Source organism: Nonomuraea montanisoli (assembly GCF_013363975.1).
GTDB lineage: Bacteria > Actinomycetota > Actinomycetes > Streptosporangiales > Streptosporangiaceae > Nonomuraea > Nonomuraea montanisoli.
Window position 1 is genome coordinate 144,928 of record NZ_JABWGN010000002.1, and the last position, 15,053, is coordinate 159,980.

The 15,053-nt window shown below is 72.2% G+C and carries 13 protein-coding genes; 9 read left to right on the top strand and 4 right to left on the bottom strand.

The features are described from left to right. Positions 1–10: 10 nt before the first annotated feature. Positions 11–571 (bottom strand): TetR/AcrR family transcriptional regulator, encoded by a 561-nt coding sequence (locus HTZ77_RS04220; RefSeq protein WP_175588100.1) that lies wholly within the window; start codon positions 569–571, stop codon positions 11–13. 90 nt (positions 572–661) lie between these two features. Between HTZ77_RS04220 and HTZ77_RS04225 the strand changes: the two genes are divergently transcribed. Beyond that, a complete protein-coding gene (locus tag HTZ77_RS04225) occupies positions 662–1,879 on the top strand; it encodes an FAD-dependent monooxygenase (RefSeq protein ID WP_175588101.1) in 1,218 nt (405 codons plus the stop codon). A 72-nt stretch (positions 1,880–1,951) separates the two neighbouring features. Here the strand turns inward: HTZ77_RS04225 and HTZ77_RS04230 are convergent, their stop codons facing one another. After that, the gene (locus HTZ77_RS04230; RefSeq protein ID WP_175588102.1) at positions 1,952–3,082 is read right to left on the bottom strand and encodes a CaiB/BaiF CoA transferase family protein; all 1,131 of its coding nucleotides are present in this window, start codon (positions 3,080–3,082) and stop codon (positions 1,952–1,954) included. Between the two features lie 161 nt (positions 3,083–3,243). Here HTZ77_RS04230 and HTZ77_RS45110 point away from each other — a divergent pair, with 161 nt between their 5' ends. The 5 genes from HTZ77_RS45110 to HTZ77_RS04255 all read left to right on the top strand — a co-directional run bounded on the left by HTZ77_RS45110 (position 3,244) and on the right by HTZ77_RS04255 (position 9,059). Next, a complete protein-coding gene (locus HTZ77_RS45110) occupies positions 3,244–4,800 on the top strand; it encodes a serine/threonine-protein kinase (RefSeq protein WP_205302073.1) in 1,557 nt (518 codons plus the stop codon). Beyond that, complete coding sequence (locus HTZ77_RS04240; protein WP_175588103.1) at positions 4,797–5,780, top strand: NAD(P)-dependent oxidoreductase; 984 nt, start codon at positions 4,797–4,799, stop codon at positions 5,778–5,780. The genes HTZ77_RS45110 and HTZ77_RS04240 overlap by 4 nt, the downstream gene beginning before the upstream one ends. Before the next feature lie 148 nt (positions 5,781–5,928). Beyond that, on the top strand, positions 5,929–7,278 hold the full coding sequence (locus tag HTZ77_RS04245) for an FAD-binding oxidoreductase (protein ID WP_175588104.1): 1,350 nt from the start codon (positions 5,929–5,931) through the stop codon (positions 7,276–7,278). A gap of 3 nt (positions 7,279–7,281) precedes the next feature. Next, positions 7,282–8,541 (top strand): SAM-dependent methyltransferase, encoded by a 1,260-nt coding sequence (locus HTZ77_RS04250; RefSeq protein ID WP_175588105.1) that lies wholly within the window; start codon positions 7,282–7,284, stop codon positions 8,539–8,541. A 77-nt stretch (positions 8,542–8,618) separates the two neighbouring features. Then, positions 8,619–9,059: a group II truncated hemoglobin gene (locus HTZ77_RS04255; RefSeq protein WP_175588106.1), complete on the top strand. Its 441-nt coding sequence runs from the start codon at positions 8,619–8,621 to the stop codon at positions 9,057–9,059. A gap of 7 nt (positions 9,060–9,066) precedes the next feature. Here HTZ77_RS04255 and HTZ77_RS04260 read toward each other — a convergent pair whose 3' ends face one another. Further along, complete coding sequence (locus HTZ77_RS04260) at positions 9,067–9,453, bottom strand: ACT domain-containing protein (RefSeq protein WP_175588107.1); 387 nt, start codon at positions 9,451–9,453, stop codon at positions 9,067–9,069. Between the two features lie 78 nt (positions 9,454–9,531). On the opposite strand from HTZ77_RS04260, the gene HTZ77_RS04265 reads away from it, so the two are divergent. After that, positions 9,532–10,494 (top strand): phage baseplate protein, encoded by a 963-nt coding sequence (locus HTZ77_RS04265; RefSeq protein ID WP_205302074.1) that lies wholly within the window; start codon positions 9,532–9,534, stop codon positions 10,492–10,494. A gap of 9 nt (positions 10,495–10,503) precedes the next feature. Here HTZ77_RS04265 and HTZ77_RS04270 read toward each other — a convergent pair whose 3' ends face one another. After that, a complete protein-coding gene (locus tag HTZ77_RS04270; protein ID WP_175588109.1) occupies positions 10,504–12,036 on the bottom strand; it encodes a long-chain-fatty-acid--CoA ligase in 1,533 nt (510 codons plus the stop codon). Positions 12,037–12,194: 158 nt separating this feature from the next. Between HTZ77_RS04270 and HTZ77_RS04275 the strand changes: the two genes are divergently transcribed. Continuing rightward, on the top strand, positions 12,195–13,742 hold the full coding sequence (locus HTZ77_RS04275; RefSeq protein ID WP_175588110.1) for a GMC family oxidoreductase: 1,548 nt from the start codon (positions 12,195–12,197) through the stop codon (positions 13,740–13,742). Between the two features lie 46 nt (positions 13,743–13,788). Next, entirely contained in the window at positions 13,789–15,042 is a 1,254-nt protein-coding gene (locus HTZ77_RS04280) for a cytochrome P450 (RefSeq protein ID WP_175588111.1), read from the top strand. Positions 15,043–15,053 lie beyond the last annotated feature (11 nt).

A 15,053-nucleotide genomic window follows, 5' to 3' on the forward strand; every position in this document is an offset into this window, starting at 1 on the left:
CCGGCGGCCCTCAGGGGCGGGGGAACCCGAGGGCCGCGGCTGCCGCCTCGACCGCCGGCCCCTTGACCTCCTCCGGCGGCAGGTGCGCGTACTCGACCGCGCAGTCCGAGAGGCCACCCAGCGCCACCGTCGCGCCGATCCGGGCGGCGACCGCCGGGTCGGGCCCGAGCAGCAGCAGGATGAGCCGGCGCCGCCAGGAGGAGAAGCGGTCGCCCACCTCCAGCGTGGCCAGGACGGGCAGCTCGCGGACCACCATGACGAGCACGTCGCGGTGCCTCCAGGCCAGCTCGAAGTAGTCGCCGAGCAGCTCGCGCGGATCGTGCGCGGCGGCGGGCTCGGCCCCGTCGTGGCGCTCACGCCCGGCGACGAAGCGCTCGATGTCGTCCATCATCGGCTCGACGATGCTGCGCACCAGGTCCTCGCGTGAGGCGAAGTGGTAGTAGAGCGCCGGCTTGGTGATGCCGAGGCGGTCGGCGATCTCCCGCAGGCTGGTCTCGCGCACGCCCTGCTGGGCGAACAGCTCGCGGGCGACGGCGAGGATGCGGGTGCGCGTGTCGGTCGGCTTCGCCATGCGCCCAGCCTATCCCTTACCTATCGTTAAGTAAGCTCTTGTGCGGGCCCGGCCTCGCCACTTACCATCCGGTAAGTAAGGAGGTTTGCCATGCATGTACTCATCTCCGGCGCCAGCGTCGCCGGACCCGTCCTGGCGTACTGGCTGCGCCGCCACGGCTTCGACGTCACCGTCGTCGAGCGCGCCCCCGCGCCGCGCAAGACCGGCGGCCACGCCGTCGACCTGTTCCGGCCCGCCATGGACATCGTGGAGAAGATGGGGCTGGCCGGGCCCGTCACCGCCCACAGGACCGGCACCGAGCGACTCACCATGCACGTCGAGGGCCGCGAGCGCCCCGTCGACCTGGAGGTGCGCAAGCTCGTCGCGGCCGTCTCCGACCGCCACGTCGAGATCATGCGCGACGACCTCAGCGAGGTCCTCTACGACGCCACCCGCGACGACGTCGAGTACGTCTTCGACGACTCCATCACCTCCGTCGGCGGCGACGGGGGCGTCACGTTCGAACGCGGCGAGGCCCGGCGCTTCGACCTGGTCGTCGGCGCCGACGGCCTGCACTCCAACGTCCGCCGGCTGGTCTTCGGCCCCGAGTCCGCCTACGCCCGGTGGATCGGCGCCTACCTCGCCGTCGCGACCATCCCGGACCACCGCGGGCTCGACGGCCACAAGGAGGGCGTCTTCGGCGTCGGCCGCGTGGCGGCCGTGTACAGCGCGGCGCATCTGGACGGCGCCCGGGTGCTGTTCCTGTTCAGGACCCCCGAGCAGCTCGACTACCACCACCGCGACACCGCGCGGCAGAAGGAACTGCTGCGCGAGCGGTTCGCCGGTCTCGGGTGGGATGTTCCGCGCCTGCTGGACGAGACCGACCGGGCCTCGGCCTTCTACTTCGACTCGATCACCCAGCTCACCCTCGACACCTGGACGCGCGGCCGGGTGGCGCTCGTCGGCGACGCCGGTTACTGTCCGGGGCCCGTGGTCGGCGGCAGCACGAGCCTGGCCGTGGTCGGCGCGTACGTGCTGGCGGGCGAGCTGGCCGCGGCCGGCGGCGACCACACGCGGGCCTTCCCGGCCTACCAGGCGGCGATGGGCGACTACGTGCGCCGCAGCCGCTCGTTCGCGCTCAACGCCGCCAAGCGGCTCGTCCCGGGCGGCGCGCTCGACCTCGGGCTGCTCGCGGGGGGCGCCTGGCTGATCGGACGGCTGCCGGGCGGGCTCAGCCGCGCCGCGAGCAAGCTCGCCGCCAAGGGGCTGCGCATGCACGACCAGGTCGCGCTGAAGGACTACTCCGCCTACGGGGCCGCCCTGCGATAGGTCCCGGGCCGGACGGAAGGCCCGGGGCGGGCGGGAGGCCTCGGGCGGGCGGGAGGTCTGGGGTGGCCCCGGTCAGGCCAGCACTCCCTGGGCGCGCAGCTTGGCGGCGGTCTCGGCCGGGATTCCCCACGACGACAGGTCCTCCAGGCGCGTGGCCGGCGACAGGTCCGGCTCCGGCGCGCCGAGCAGGCGCGGCGCGGGCACGGGCTGCACGACCCCGCCCACCTCGGTGAACGCGCCCCGCGCCACGTTGTGCGGATGCCGGGCCGCCTCCGCCATGGACAGCACCGGCGCCACGCACGCGTCCGACCCCTCGAAGACCGCCTCCCACTCCGCCCGGGTCCGCTTGCGGAACTCCTCGGCCAGCCGGGCCTTCAGCGCGGGCCACTGGTCCCGGTCGCCGCGGTCGGGCAGGCCGGGGTCGCCGGCCAGGCCCATGCGCGTCAGCAGCTCGTCCCAGAACTTCGGCTCCAGGGGTCCCACCGCGAGGTGACCCCCGTCGGCGGTCTCGTACGTGTCGTACATGGGGGCGCCGGTGTCGAGCAGGTTGGTACCGCGCGGCCCCCAGCCGCCGCTCTGCGCCGCGTTGTAGAACATCGCGAACAGCAGCGCGGCCCCGTCCACCATGGCGGCGTCGATGACCCGGCCCAGCCCGGTGCGCTGGCGCTCGACCAGGGCGAGCAGGATGCCGTAGGCGAGCATGAGGCCGCCGCCGGCGAAGTCGCCGAGGATGTTGACCGGCGGCGTCGGCGGCTGGCCGGCGCGGCCGAGCTGCGACAGCACGCCGGCGATGGCGATGTAGTCGATGTCGTGCCCGGCGGTGGCGGCGAGGGGGCCGTCCTGGCCCCAGCCGGTCATCCGGCCGTAGACCAGCCGCTCGTTGACGGCGTGCAGGTCGGCCGGGCCGATGCCGAGCCGCTCCGCGACCCCGGGCCGGAACACCTCGATGACCGCGTCGGCGCCGCGGGCCAGCTCCTTGAACGCGGCCACGCCCTCGGGCGCCTTGAGGTCCAGCCCGATCGTGCGCTTGCCGCGGTCCATGACGTCGGAGCGCGGGACCGGCGAGACGGCGGCGACGCGGTCGATCCGCAGCACCTCGGCCCCGTGGTCGGCGAGCATCATGCCGGCGAACGGCCCGGGCGCGAGCCCGGCGAGCTCCAGCACGCGCACGCCGGCGAGCGGTCCCTGACGGCCTTCGGACATGGGCGTCTCCTCGGTGATGCGGGCCGCGGGCCGGTCCCCGCCCGGACCCCAGTAGAACAACATTCGGTGAGCTGTCGCAAGCCACCTTTGCGACCTTCCGGCGAAGCAAGGAGAGGTATGGGAAACTTGCCCACTGATCGGGTGGTCTACAGGGGTAGGACATGGTTTCGGATAGCACGCCGCTCATCGCTAGGCGTTACCAGTTACTCCGCGAGCTGGGGCGCGGCGGCATGGGGGTCGTCTGGGAAGGCCGCGACACGCTGCTCAACCGGCAGATCGCGGTCAAGGAAGTGCTGCTGCCCGACGGGCTGCCGCGCGCCGAACAGGAGAACCTGCTCCTTCGCACGGCCCGCGAGGCCCGTACGGCGGCGCGGCTCAACCATCCGTCGGTCGTCGCCGTCTACGACGTCGTCGAGGAGGACGGCCGGCCCTGGATCATCATGGAGCTGGTCCGCCACCCCTCGGTGGAGCAGGTCGTCGCCACCACGGGCGCGCTGCCCATCCGGCAGGCCGCCGACGTGGGCCGGCAGGTGCTGTCCGCGCTGCGCGCCGCGCACGAGGTCGGGATCCTGCACCGCGACGTCAAGCCGAGCAACATCCTGCTCGCCGACGACGGCCGGGCCGTGCTCACCGACTTCGGCATCGCCACCGCCGAGGGCGACTCCTCGCTGACCCGGACCGGCATGGTCACCGGCTCGCCGAGCTTCCTCGCGCCCGAGCGGGTGCGCGCCGCCGAGGCCGGGCCGCCCTCCGACCTGTGGTCGCTCGGCGCCACGCTGTACGCCACGCTCGTGGGCCGCTCGCCGTTCGAGCGGGGCGAGGCGATGGCCACGCTCAACGCCCTGCTCAACGAGGAGCCCGACTACCGCCGGATCCCGCCGGCGATGCACCCGGTCCTCAAGGGCCTGCTCCGCAAGGAGCCGCACGAGCGGCTGACCGCCGAGCAGGCCGACGGGCTGCTCGCCGAGGTCATCGCGACCCGCCCCGCGGGCGCCGACATGGACGCGCCCGACGAGGGCGCGCCGCGCCGCCGCTCCAGCCGTACGCTGCTGGCCGCCGCCGCGGCCGCGGTGCTGGTGCTCGCGGGCGGGACGGTCGCCTACCTCAACCTGGTGCCCCCCGCCGAGGGCACCTCCACGATCGCGCAGCGCGCCGCCACCAGCCCCCTGCCCAGCGCGCCGCCGGCCACCGCCACCGCGTCCACGCTGCCCGCCACCGCCACGCCCAGTGCCACGCCCACGCCGTCGCCCACCAGGACCGCCCCCCTGACGCGGACCTGGACCTCGCGCGAGGGCTGGACGATCGCCCGCCCGTACGGATGGCGCGGCGCGCGCAAGGAGGCCTACACCGAGTGGACGCGCCGCGACGGCGCCGCCCACCTCGGCGTCCAGGCGGTCTACGTCCAGCGCGACGCCGCCCAGCTCATCGAGGACGCCGAGACGCTGCTCCGGCAGGGCGCCCCCGACCTGCGCGTCACGGGCCGCCGGTCCGTCATGCAGCGGGGCGTCAAGGCGGTCGAGTGCGAGTTCGTCTACACGGCCGGCTCCGGCTCGGACACGCCGTGGGCCCGGCCGGGCGTGCGCTACCGGGAGCTGCGGCGGGCCGTCGTCGCCGGCGACACCTCCTACATCCTGTCCTGGACGGTCGCCGAGGCCCAGTGGCGGCGCAGCGCGACGCTGATGCGGCAGGTGATCGGCAGCTTTACCGTAGGGGCATGACGCCCTGGAACCTCCTCGCCCTGGCGCCGCTTCCCGAGCACGCGCTGCGCGACCTGATGGCCCCGCTCGGCGACCGGGTGGACGTGCGGCTGCCCGCCTCCCGTGACCGCGCCGCGCTGCTCGCCGCCCTGCCCGAGGCCGAGATCGTGGTCGGCGACTGGACGGCGGAGCTGGCGCTCGACGCGTGGGCCGTCGCGGCGGCGCCCCGGCTGGCGTTCGTGCAGCAGCCGTCGGTCGGCGTCGACGGCCACGACCTGGCCGCGCTGGCCGCCGCCGGCGTCCCCCTCGCCAACACCGCGGGCGTCAGCGCCACGGCGGTCGCCGAGTGGTGCGTGGCCGCCGCGCTCGCGCTGGTGCGCCGGCTGGCCGACGCCGACGCCGCCGTCCGCGCCGGCGGCTGGCCCCAGCAGTCGCTCCAGCCCGGCGAGCTGAGCGGCAGGCGCGTCGGCGTCGTCGGGTTCGGCCCGATCGGCGCGGCCTGCGCCCGGCTGTTCCGCGCGTTCGGCTGCGAGGTGTCGTACTGGACGCGCACGCCCCGCGACGAGCCCGGCCACGTGGACCTGGAGACGCTGGTGTCGGCCTCCGACGTGCTCGTCGTGGTGGTCGCGCTGGCCGACGAGACGCGCGGCCTCGTCGACGCCCGCCGCATGAAGCCGGGCGCCCTGCTGGTCAACGCCGCGCGCGGCGGCGTCGTCGACCAGGAGGCGCTGGCCGCCGCACTGCGCGACGGACACCTCGGCGGGGCCGCGCTCGACGTGTTCGAGACCGAGCCGCTGCCCGCCGGCGACCCCCTGCGCGAGCTGCCCGGGGTCCTGCTGTCGCCGCACGTCGCCGGCGTCACCGCCGGGTCCACCGGCCGCCTGCTGGAGTCGGTGCTGGCCAACCTCGCCGCCGCCCTCGACGGGCGCCCCGTGACGAACGTGCTGAACGGCGTCTCCCCCTCCGTCCGCCGCCGGCCGGGCCCGTCACTCTCCGTATAGCCCGCAGGTCGGCGCCCACGGGCCCACCTGGCGCGAAGAACAGTTTTCGAGTCTTTAACGACCCCGGTCTGTTCGACGTCAGGCCCGGGAGATACCTTCTTACGGACGATCTCTACCAGCTCAAGGGGGTGCTTAGGTGACGACGACGATGTCGACACACCAACGGGCAGTAGAGCAGATCCGGCGGTCCTACGCGGAGATCCCCGGTGGCGCGGCGCCCCGGCTGGCGAAGGCGACCTCCAACCTCTTCCGGTTCCGTGACGGCGGGAGGACCGCCAAGCTGTCCGCGCGCGACCTGGACGAGGTCATCAGCGTCGACCCGGAGACCATGACGGCCGAGGTCCAGGGCATGACGACCTACGAGCACCTGGTCGACGCCACGCTGCCGCACGGCCTCATGCCGTCCGTCGTCCCGCAGCTCAAGACCATCACGCTGGGCGGGGCCGTCACCGGCCTCGGCATCGAGTCCACGAGCTTCCGTGACGGGCTGCCGCACGAGTCGGTCGAGGAGCTGGAGATCCTCACCGGCGACGGGCGCGTCGTCGTCGCCCGCGACGACAACGAGCACCGCGACCTGTTCCGCGCCTTCCCGAACTCCTACGGCACGCTGGGCTACGCGCTGCGCATCAAGATCCGGCTCAAGCCGGTCCAGCCGTACGTGCGCCTGACCCACCTGCCGTTCACGGACGCCGGCAAGTGCATGCTCGCCATGCAGGAGATCTGCGAGCGCATGGAGCACGACGGGGAGCCGGTCGACTTCGTCGACGGCGTGTTCTTCTCCCCGCAGGAGATGTACATCACGCTGGGCCGCTTCGCCGAGCGTGCCCCGTACGTCTCCGACTACACCGGCATGCGCATCTACTACCAGTCGATCCGCAACCGCCAGCGCGACTGGCTGACGGTCCGCGACTACCTGTGGCGCTGGGACACCGACTGGTTCTGGTGCTCGCGCGCCTTCGGTGTGCAGCAGCCGGTCGTGCGCTCGCTGATGCCGCGCCGCTGGATGCGCTCCGACGTCTACCGCCGGCTCGTCGCGCTCGACCGCAGGCACGGCGTGACGGCGCGGATCGACCGCTGGGCCGGCCGGCCCGTGCAGGAGTCGGTCATCCAGGACGTGGAGGTGCCGGTCGAGCGGGGCGCCGAGTTCCTCGACTTCTTCCACGACCAGGTCGGCATGACGCCGGTGTGGATGTGCCCGCTGCGGGCCTCGTCCCGCTGGCCGCTCTACCCTCTGGAGCCCGGCCGGCTGTACGTGAACTTCGGTTTCTGGGGGATGGTCCCGCTGCCGCGGGGACGGTTCGACGGCTACTACAACCGGCTCATCGAGCACAACGTGCACGAGCTCGACGGCCACAAGTCGCTCTACTCGACGTCCTTCTACGCCCGCGAGCAGTTCTGGGAGCTGTACAACGGCGGCGCCTACTGGCCGGTCAAACGGGAATACGACCGGGAGGGGCGCCTGCTGGACCTGTACGACAAGTGTGTGCGGGGAAGGTGAGAGATGGCTCTGGCAAGCATCTTCGAGAAGATCGTCGGCTCCGAGGCGAAGATCGCCTTCCGGGCGTACGACGGGAGCAAGGCGGGGCCGGACGGCGCCGACCTCTGTCTTGAGGTGAAGTCGCCGATCGCGGTGGCCTACCTCGCGCAGGCGCCGGGCGAGCTGGGCCTGGCCAGGGCCTACGTCTCGGGGCACCTCGACCTCCACGGCGACCTGTACACCCTGCTCGATCGCATGTGGAACATCACCACCAACGACCTGACCACGTCCGAGAAGATCGCCGCGGTCCGGTCGCTGGGCGTCAAGCCGCTGCTCATGCGGGTGCCTCCGCCTCCGCAGGAGATGCGGCAGAGCGCGCTGGCCCGGCTGGGCTCCCGGCACGCCAAGCAGCGCGACGCCGAGGCCATCCACCACCACTACGACGTGTCCAACCGCTTCTACGAGTGGGTGCTCGGCCCGTCCATGGCCTACACCTGCGCGGTCTTCCCCACCGACTCCTCGACCCTTGAGGAGGCGCAGTACGCCAAGTTCGACCTGGTGGCGCGCAAGCTCGACCTCAAGCCGGGCATGCGGCTGCTCGACGTCGGCTGCGGCTGGGGCGGCATGGTCATGCACGCCGCCAAGCACTACGGGGTCAAGGCCCTCGGCGTGACGCTGAGCAAGCAGCAGGCCGAGTGGGCGCAGCGGGCCATCGCCGAGGCGGGGCTGCAGGACCTGTGCGAGGTCCGCCACATGGACTACCGCGACGTCGCCGAGACCGGCTTCGACGCGGTCAGCTCCATCGGCCTCACCGAGCACATCGGCAAGGCCAACGTCCCCGGCTACTTCGAGTTCCTGTACGGCAAGCTCAAGCCGGGCGGCCGGCTGCTCAACCACTGCATCACCCGCCCGACGGGCGCCGAGAAGACGTTCAACAAGGGCGGCTTCATCAACCGCTACGTCTTCCCCGACGGCGAGCTGGAGTCGGTGGGCTGGCTGATCCGCCAGATGGAGGACCTCGGCTTCGAGATCCGCCACGAGGAGAACCTGCGCGAGCACTACGCCAAGACGCTGCGTCACTGGTGCGACAACCTCGACGCCAACTGGGCCGACGCGGTCGAGGAGGTCGGCATGGGCACCGCCCGGGTGTGGGCGCTGTACATGGCGGGCTGCATCGTCGGCTTCGAGCGCAACAAGGTCCAGCTCCACCAGGTGCTGGGCGTCAAGCTGGACAAGGACGGCCGCTCCGGCGTGCCGCTCCGCCCGTCCCGCGACTGGCCCTGATCCGTGGCTGAAGGGGCGCGAGGCGGCAGCGCCTCGCGCCCCTTCACTCGTCGGCGTGCATTTGTAATGCTGTAATCATGGTCTCCTTATACGAGCACGCCGGCGGGCACGAGGCCCTCCACCGTTTCGTCGACCTCTTCTACGGCAGCGTCCTGAAGGATCCGCTGCTCCAGCCGCTCTTCGGAGCCGGCCGCCCGCACCACGTCGCGCACCTGACGGCCTTCACGGCCGAGACGTTCGGCGGTCCCGACGTCTTCACCCGCGAGATGGGCGGCTTCCCGACCCTCATCGAGGCCCACCGCGGGCTGCGCATCCGCGAGGAGCAGCGGCAGCGCTTCGTGGACCTGTTCATGGCCGCGGCCGACGACGCCGGGCTGCCGGACGACGCGCCGTTCCGCCAGGCGCTGCGGGAGCACGTCGAGTTCGGCACCCGGGTGGCCTACCAGAACTCCCACGCCGAGACCGACGACCAGCTCCATCCGCTGCGCGAGGTGCCCCACTGGGACTGGCCCTCCTAGCGCGGGTTCACGACTTCAGGTGCCGGGTGTCCACCCGGTGCCCCGCGGCTTCGAGGACGGTCACCGCCTCCGCGGCCCTCGGCTCCGGCACGAGGACGAGGTCGGCGTGGAAGGTCGAGGCGACGAAGACGGGGATCGCCGCCTCGGCCAGCGGCCCCACGACCGCGGCCAGCATGCCGGAGACGTCGAGGCCGTGCGCGCTCGCGCCGCCGTACAGGCCGATCCAGCGCTCGCCCGAGCCCGACGGCCAGGCCTCGCGGACGACGGTCAGCCCCTCGGGGGCGCGGACCAGCGCGATCCACTCGTCGTCCTCGGGGAAGGTCGCGTGGGGCAGGTGCTCCACGGCGAACGCGGACGGGACGACACTGAGACGCTGGGCGGTGGATGACGACATGGCACGTGTCTACCACGGCGAGATCACCCGCTAGGGTGTTGGACTCCTGTCGATCGCCGTGGAGGAGCTTTGTCCGAGATGTCAGCATTCATGACCAGGAGAGGGCTGCTCGTGGGCGGCGCCGGGGCCGCCGTCACCACGCTGCTGGGCGGCCGGGCCGCCGAGGCGTCCGCGGGAAGCACCGCCGCGGACCGGTTCGACCTGGCGGCGCCCGCCACGAGCCTGATCTGGAAGAAGGCGCTGTACGACGAGACGGTCCTGCAGTCGTTCGCCTTCGACAACGCCCACGGCCACATCTACACGGTGCAGGTCAAGAACGGGGCCGGCAGCTCGGCGGCGGGTCACCTGTGCCTGACCAGGCTCAGCCTCGGCGGCACGGTGCTCGGGCACATGTACCTCATGGGTTTCGGACACGGCGTGCAGATCGGCGTGGAGCCGTCGGGCGGGTCGGCCTACCTGTGGACCGAGACCAGCGCGGTCGCCGACGGCGCCAACGCCTGGGGCAACCGGCTCGCCAGGTTCGCCTTCGCCTCCGGCCGGACGATCACCCCGACCTCCGGCGGCGTGACGCGCTACGCGCCCGTGACCGGCGCGACCAGCACCACCTGCGCCATCGACCCCTCCACCGGCCGGCTCGTCATGCGCTACCGCAGGAACGGCGGCTTCCGCTACGCGGTCTTCCCGCTGCAGGCGGTCAAGTCGGGCTCGCGGACGCCCGTGCACGACGTCGCCCAGCCGGCCGGCCTCGGCACCTTCCAGGGCTACGCGGCCCACGGCGACTACCTCTACCTGCTCGACGGCGACGCCTACGGCTCCTCCAACCCCGCGCCGGGCAACACCTACGTCACCTGCGTCGACCTGCGTACCGGTCGCAAGGTGCAGCGCGCGCTGACCCAGGCCGGCAAGTCGCTGGACTACCGCGAGCCGGAGGGCATGGCGATCCAGATCGCCTCGGGCCGGCCCCGGCTCTGCCTCGGCCTGGCCTCGGGCGCCGCCGGGGCCAGGAAGGCGAGCATCTTCTACAAGACCGCCCTCGTGTGAGGGACGGCGTCAGCGCAGCTCACGCTTGAGGATCTTGCCGGTGGCCGTCATGGGCAGGGCGTCCCTGAACTCCACGATGCGCGGGTACTTGTAGCCCGCCATGTTCTCCCTGCACCAGGCCACCAGTTCCGCCTCGGTGATCGTCGCGCCCGGGGTGCGGATGACGTATGCCTTGACCTCCTCGCCGTGCGAGTCGTGGGGCACGCCCACGACCGCGGCGAGCGAGACCGCCTCGTGCGTCAGCAGCACCTCCTCCAGCTCCCTCGGGTAGACGTTGAACCCGCCCCTGATGATCATGTCCTTGGCCCGGTCGATGATCGCGTAGTAGCCGTCGGCGTCGCGGGTGGCGATGTCGCCCGTGCGGAACCAGCCGTCGCGCAGCACCTCGGCCGTCGCCTCGGGCCGGCCGTGGTAGCCCTTCATGACGTTGTGGCCGCGGATCGCGATCTCGCCCGGCTCGTCCTCGACCGTCTTCCACTCGGCGTCGACGAGCCGCATCTCCACGCCCCAGATCGGGGTGCCGATCGTGCCCGGCTTGGCCGGGCGGCCCGGCTGGTTGAAGCTGGCCACCGGGGAGGTCTCCGACAGGCCGTACCCCTCCAGGATGGGGATGCCGAAGGTGCGCTCGAAGTCCTTCAGCACCTCGACCGGCAGGGAGGAGCCGCCGGAGACCGTCGTCCGCAGCGTGGTCGGCAACGCGCCGCCGTCCGCGTGGACCTTCGTCAGCAGCGCCCAGTACATCGTCGGCACGCCCGCGAAGAACGTGACGCCCTCCCGGCGCATCAGCTCCAGCGCCTCGCCCGGCTCGAAGCGCGGCATGAGCACGACGGCGGCGCGCCGCCGGAAGCCGACGTTCATGACCACCGTCTGGCCGAAGGAGTGGAACAGCGGCAGCACCGCGAGGTAGACGTCGCGATCGATGTCGCGGTCGAACATCTGGTCGCAGACCAGGGTGTTCATCAGCATGTTCTGGTGGCTCAGCTCGGCGCCCTTGGGCTGCCCGGTGGTGCCCGAGGTGTAGAGGATCACCGCCGTGTCGTCGGGGGCGGTCGCCGCGGTCTCGAACGTGCCGGGCATCCCGTCCAGGGCCGCCCAGAACGACTCGCCGTGCGCCGACTCGGTGGCCAGCGGCGTGGCGGGCAGCACGAAGAAGTGCTCGCACCCCTCGGCGGCCTCGAAACCGGCCCGGCCGCGCTCGCCCAGCGGCAGCTCCGGCGTGCCCTCGAAGCAGAACAGCGCCTTGGCGTCGCTGTCGTCGAGATGGTAGGCGATCTCGCGCGGCTGGAGCAGCACGTTCAGCGGCACCACGGCGGCCCCGGCCTTGAGGATGCCGTAGTAGACGAACGGGAAGTACGGCAGGTTGGGGCAGGCCAGCGCCACCTTGTCGCCCGGGCCGACGCCGCGCGACACGAGCAGGTTGGCGACCTGGTTGGCGACCGTGTCCACCATCGAGTACGGCAGGCGCATGTCGCCGAAGACCACGGCGACGCCGTCCGGGTTGTTCCTGGCGCTGTCCTCCAGCACGACGGACAGGTTGAGCATGTCGCCTTCCTCCCTCTGCGCAGCCTCCGCGACCTCGCCGCCATCTTCGCAGGACGGCATACCGACCGGTAGGTAGCAAGGGTCACAAGTGGATATGGACGCCTCCGGCCGCCTGGAGTAAGCAGGTACCACGTCACTCACGCCTGCGAAGGAGCCACATGGAGTACGACTACGTGATCGTCGGCGCGGGTTCGGCGGGGTGCGTGCTGGCCGGCCGGCTGTCGGCCGATCCCGGGGTGAGCGTCGCGCTGGTCGAGGCGGGCGGCCCGGACGACAAGCTGGAGATCCGCATGCCGGCGGCCTTCAACAAGCTGTTCAAGACCGCCTACGACTGGAACTACACCACCGCCAAGCAGTCCGAGATGTCCGGCCGCGAGCTGTACTGGCCGCGCGGCCGGGTGGTCGGCGGCTCCTCCTCGATCAACGCGCAGATGTGGGTGCGCGGCGGCCGGCTCGACTACGACCAGTGGGGCGTGCCCGGCTGGTCCTACGACGAGGTGCTGCCGTACTTCCGGCGGGCCGAGCACCGCGAGGGCGGCAACGCGGGCGGCGTGTACGGCACCGACGGCCCCCTGTACGTCTCCGAGCTGCGCAGCCCCAACGTCACCACGGCCGCCTTCCTCCAGGCCTGCGAGGAGCTGGGCCTGACCCGGCTGCCCGAGCTGAACGGCCCCGCCGACGAGGGCTTCAGCCCCACCCCCGTCACCCAGCACCGGGGGCGCCGGTGGAGCGCCGCCGACGCCTACCTGCGGCCCGCGCTCAAGCGGCCGAACCTGACGCTCATCACGGGCGCGACCGTGGACCGGGTGCTGTTCGACGGCTCGCGCGCCACGGGCATCGAGCACGGCGGCGGTGCCCAGGTGCGGGCCCGGCGCGAGGTGATCCTGGCCGCGGGCGCGATCGGCTCGCCGTACCTGCTCATGCGCTCGGGCGTGGGCGCGGCGGCCGAGCTGCGCGACGCCGGCGTGCCCGTGCTGCGCGACCTGCCGGAGGTCGGCAAGAACCTCCAGGACCACCTGTCGTCCGGGGTGATCGTCCGGTGCCGGCAGCCGGTGACGCTCACCAAGGCGGAGTCCGTGAGCAACCTGCTGCGCTACCTCGTGCTGCGTTCCGGCATGCTCACCACGAACGTGGGGGAGGCCGTCGCGTTCGTCCGCACCTCGCCGGAGGAGCCGGCGCCGGACATCGAGCTCATCTTCGCGCCGGGCCCGTTCGTCGACCACGGGCTCACCCCGCCGACCGGCCACGCGATGACCGTCGGCGTGGTGCTGCTCCAGCCCGAGAGTCGCGGCCGGATCGGGCTGAACGGGCGCGACGTGGTCGTCGACCCGGGCTACCTGGCCCGCGAGGCCGACCTCAGGCGGATGGTCGCCGGGCTGAAGACGGCCAAGCAGATCTTCGCCACCACCGCCATGCGGCCGTACGCGGACGGGCCGATGCCGCCCTACGACGGCCCGGAGAGCGACGAGGAGCTCGCCCGGTGGGTGCGCGACCGCGGCGAGACGCTCTACCACCCGGTCGGCACCTGCCGGATGGGCGTGGACGACGCCTCGGTCGTGGATCCGGAGCTCCGGGTGCGCGGCGTCGAGGGCCTGCGCGTCGCCGACGCCTCGATCATGCCGACCCTCAATCGCGGCCACACCCACGCTCCGGCCATAATGATCGGGGAGAAGGCCGCCGATCTGATCCGGGCGGCCCGCACCTGACCGAACTCCTTGACGTAAGTGAGCACTTGCACAAGGCTTTGCGGTTATGACCACCTCCGCCGACATGGACCTGTCGCAGCTTCCGTTCTGGTCGCTGCCGCAGGCCCACCGCATGGAGACCTTCCGGCGGCTGCGCGCCCTCGACCAGCCCCTGTTCGTGCCGGAGCAGCCGCTGCCGTTCATCAAGAGCGGCGCGGGTTACTACGCGATCGTGCGGCACGCCGACGTGGTCGAGGCGAGCCGCACGCCCGAGGTGTTCAGCAGCGAGCCGTGCTCCAACAGCATCCCGGACATGCCGCGCTGGCTGGCCGTCTACTTCGGCTCGATGATCAACATGGACGACCCGAGGCACGCCCGGCTGCGCCGCATCGTCTCGCGCGCCTTCACCCCGCGCGTCCTCGCCAAGATGGAGGAGGACCTGGAGCGGGCCGCGGCCGAGATCGTGGACCAGGCGATCAAGGAGGGGCCGGGCGACTTCGTCACCCAGGTCGCCGCCAGGCTCCCCGTACGCGTCATCTGCGACATGATGGGCGTCCCGCCGGCCCTGCACGACCTGGTGCTGCGCCGCACCAACGTCATCCTCGGCAACGCCGACCCCGAGTACACCGGCATCGGGCCCGAGCTCACCCGCTTCAACGTGGCGCGCGGGCTGGCCCGGCTCATCCACGCCGGCTACTCGCTGAACCGCCTGGCCGCCCGCCTCGGCGACGAGCGGCGCAAGCGGCCGACCGGCGACCTGGTCAGCCTCCTCGTCAACGGCGAGGAGCGGCTCAGCTCGCAGGAGCTCGGCTCCTTCTTCATCCTGCTCGTGGTGGCCGGCAGCGAGACCACGCGCAACGCCATCGCCCACGGGCTCAAGCTCCTCACCGACCATCCCGACCAGCGGCGGCTGCTGACGGACAACTTCGAGGGCCTCATCGGCAAGGCGTGCGACGAGATCGTCCGTCACGCCACGCCGGTGATCCAGTTCCGCCGCACGGTCACGCGCGAGCACGTCATGAACGGCATGCGCTACCGGCCGGGCGACAAGGTGCTGCTGTTCTACAACTCCGCCAACCGCGACGAGACCGTCTTCCGCGACCCCGACGCCTTCGACATCACCCGCGACCCCAACCCGCACGTCGGGTTCGGCGGCCCCGGCCCGCACCACTGCCTGGGCGCGCACCTGGCGCGGCGCGAGATGACCGTGATGTTCCGGGAGCTGTTCACCCGGCTGCCCGACATCCGGGCGGTGGGGGAGCCCGACCATCTGCTGTCGAACTTCATCAACGGGATCAAGCACCTGCGCTACGCCTACTGAGATCCCCTCTC

What these genes read in the sequence shown, in the direction of transcription:
- HTZ77_RS04265 (WP_205302074.1), top strand. Translation starts at nt 9,532, where the DNA reads ATGTCAGCATTCATGACCAGGAGAGGGCTGCTCGTGGGCGGCGCCGGG.
- HTZ77_RS04245 (WP_175588104.1), top strand. Translation starts at nt 5,929, where the DNA reads ATGTCGACACACCAACGGGCAGTAGAGCAGATCCGGCGGTCCTACGCG.
- HTZ77_RS04230 (WP_175588102.1), bottom strand. Translation starts at nt 3,082, where the DNA reads ATGTCCGAAGGCCGTCAGGGACCGCTCGCCGGCGTGCGCGTGCTGGAG.
- HTZ77_RS04255 (WP_175588106.1), top strand. Translation starts at nt 8,619, where the DNA reads ATGGTCTCCTTATACGAGCACGCCGGCGGGCACGAGGCCCTCCACCGT.
- HTZ77_RS04270 (WP_175588109.1), bottom strand. Translation starts at nt 12,036, where the DNA reads ATGCTCAACCTGTCCGTCGTGCTGGAGGACAGCGCCAGGAACAACCCG.
- HTZ77_RS04280 (WP_175588111.1), top strand. Translation starts at nt 13,789, where the DNA reads ATGACCACCTCCGCCGACATGGACCTGTCGCAGCTTCCGTTCTGGTCG.
- HTZ77_RS04225 (WP_175588101.1), top strand. Translation starts at nt 662, where the DNA reads ATGCATGTACTCATCTCCGGCGCCAGCGTCGCCGGACCCGTCCTGGCG.
- HTZ77_RS04250 (WP_175588105.1), top strand. Translation starts at nt 7,282, where the DNA reads ATGGCTCTGGCAAGCATCTTCGAGAAGATCGTCGGCTCCGAGGCGAAG.
- HTZ77_RS04220 (WP_175588100.1), bottom strand. Translation starts at nt 571, where the DNA reads ATGGCGAAGCCGACCGACACGCGCACCCGCATCCTCGCCGTCGCCCGC.
- HTZ77_RS45110 (WP_205302073.1), top strand. Translation starts at nt 3,244, where the DNA reads ATGGTTTCGGATAGCACGCCGCTCATCGCTAGGCGTTACCAGTTACTC.
- HTZ77_RS04240 (WP_175588103.1), top strand. Translation starts at nt 4,797, where the DNA reads ATGACGCCCTGGAACCTCCTCGCCCTGGCGCCGCTTCCCGAGCACGCG.
- HTZ77_RS04275 (WP_175588110.1), top strand. Translation starts at nt 12,195, where the DNA reads ATGGAGTACGACTACGTGATCGTCGGCGCGGGTTCGGCGGGGTGCGTG.
- HTZ77_RS04260 (WP_175588107.1), bottom strand. Translation starts at nt 9,453, where the DNA reads ATGTCGTCATCCACCGCCCAGCGTCTCAGTGTCGTCCCGTCCGCGTTC.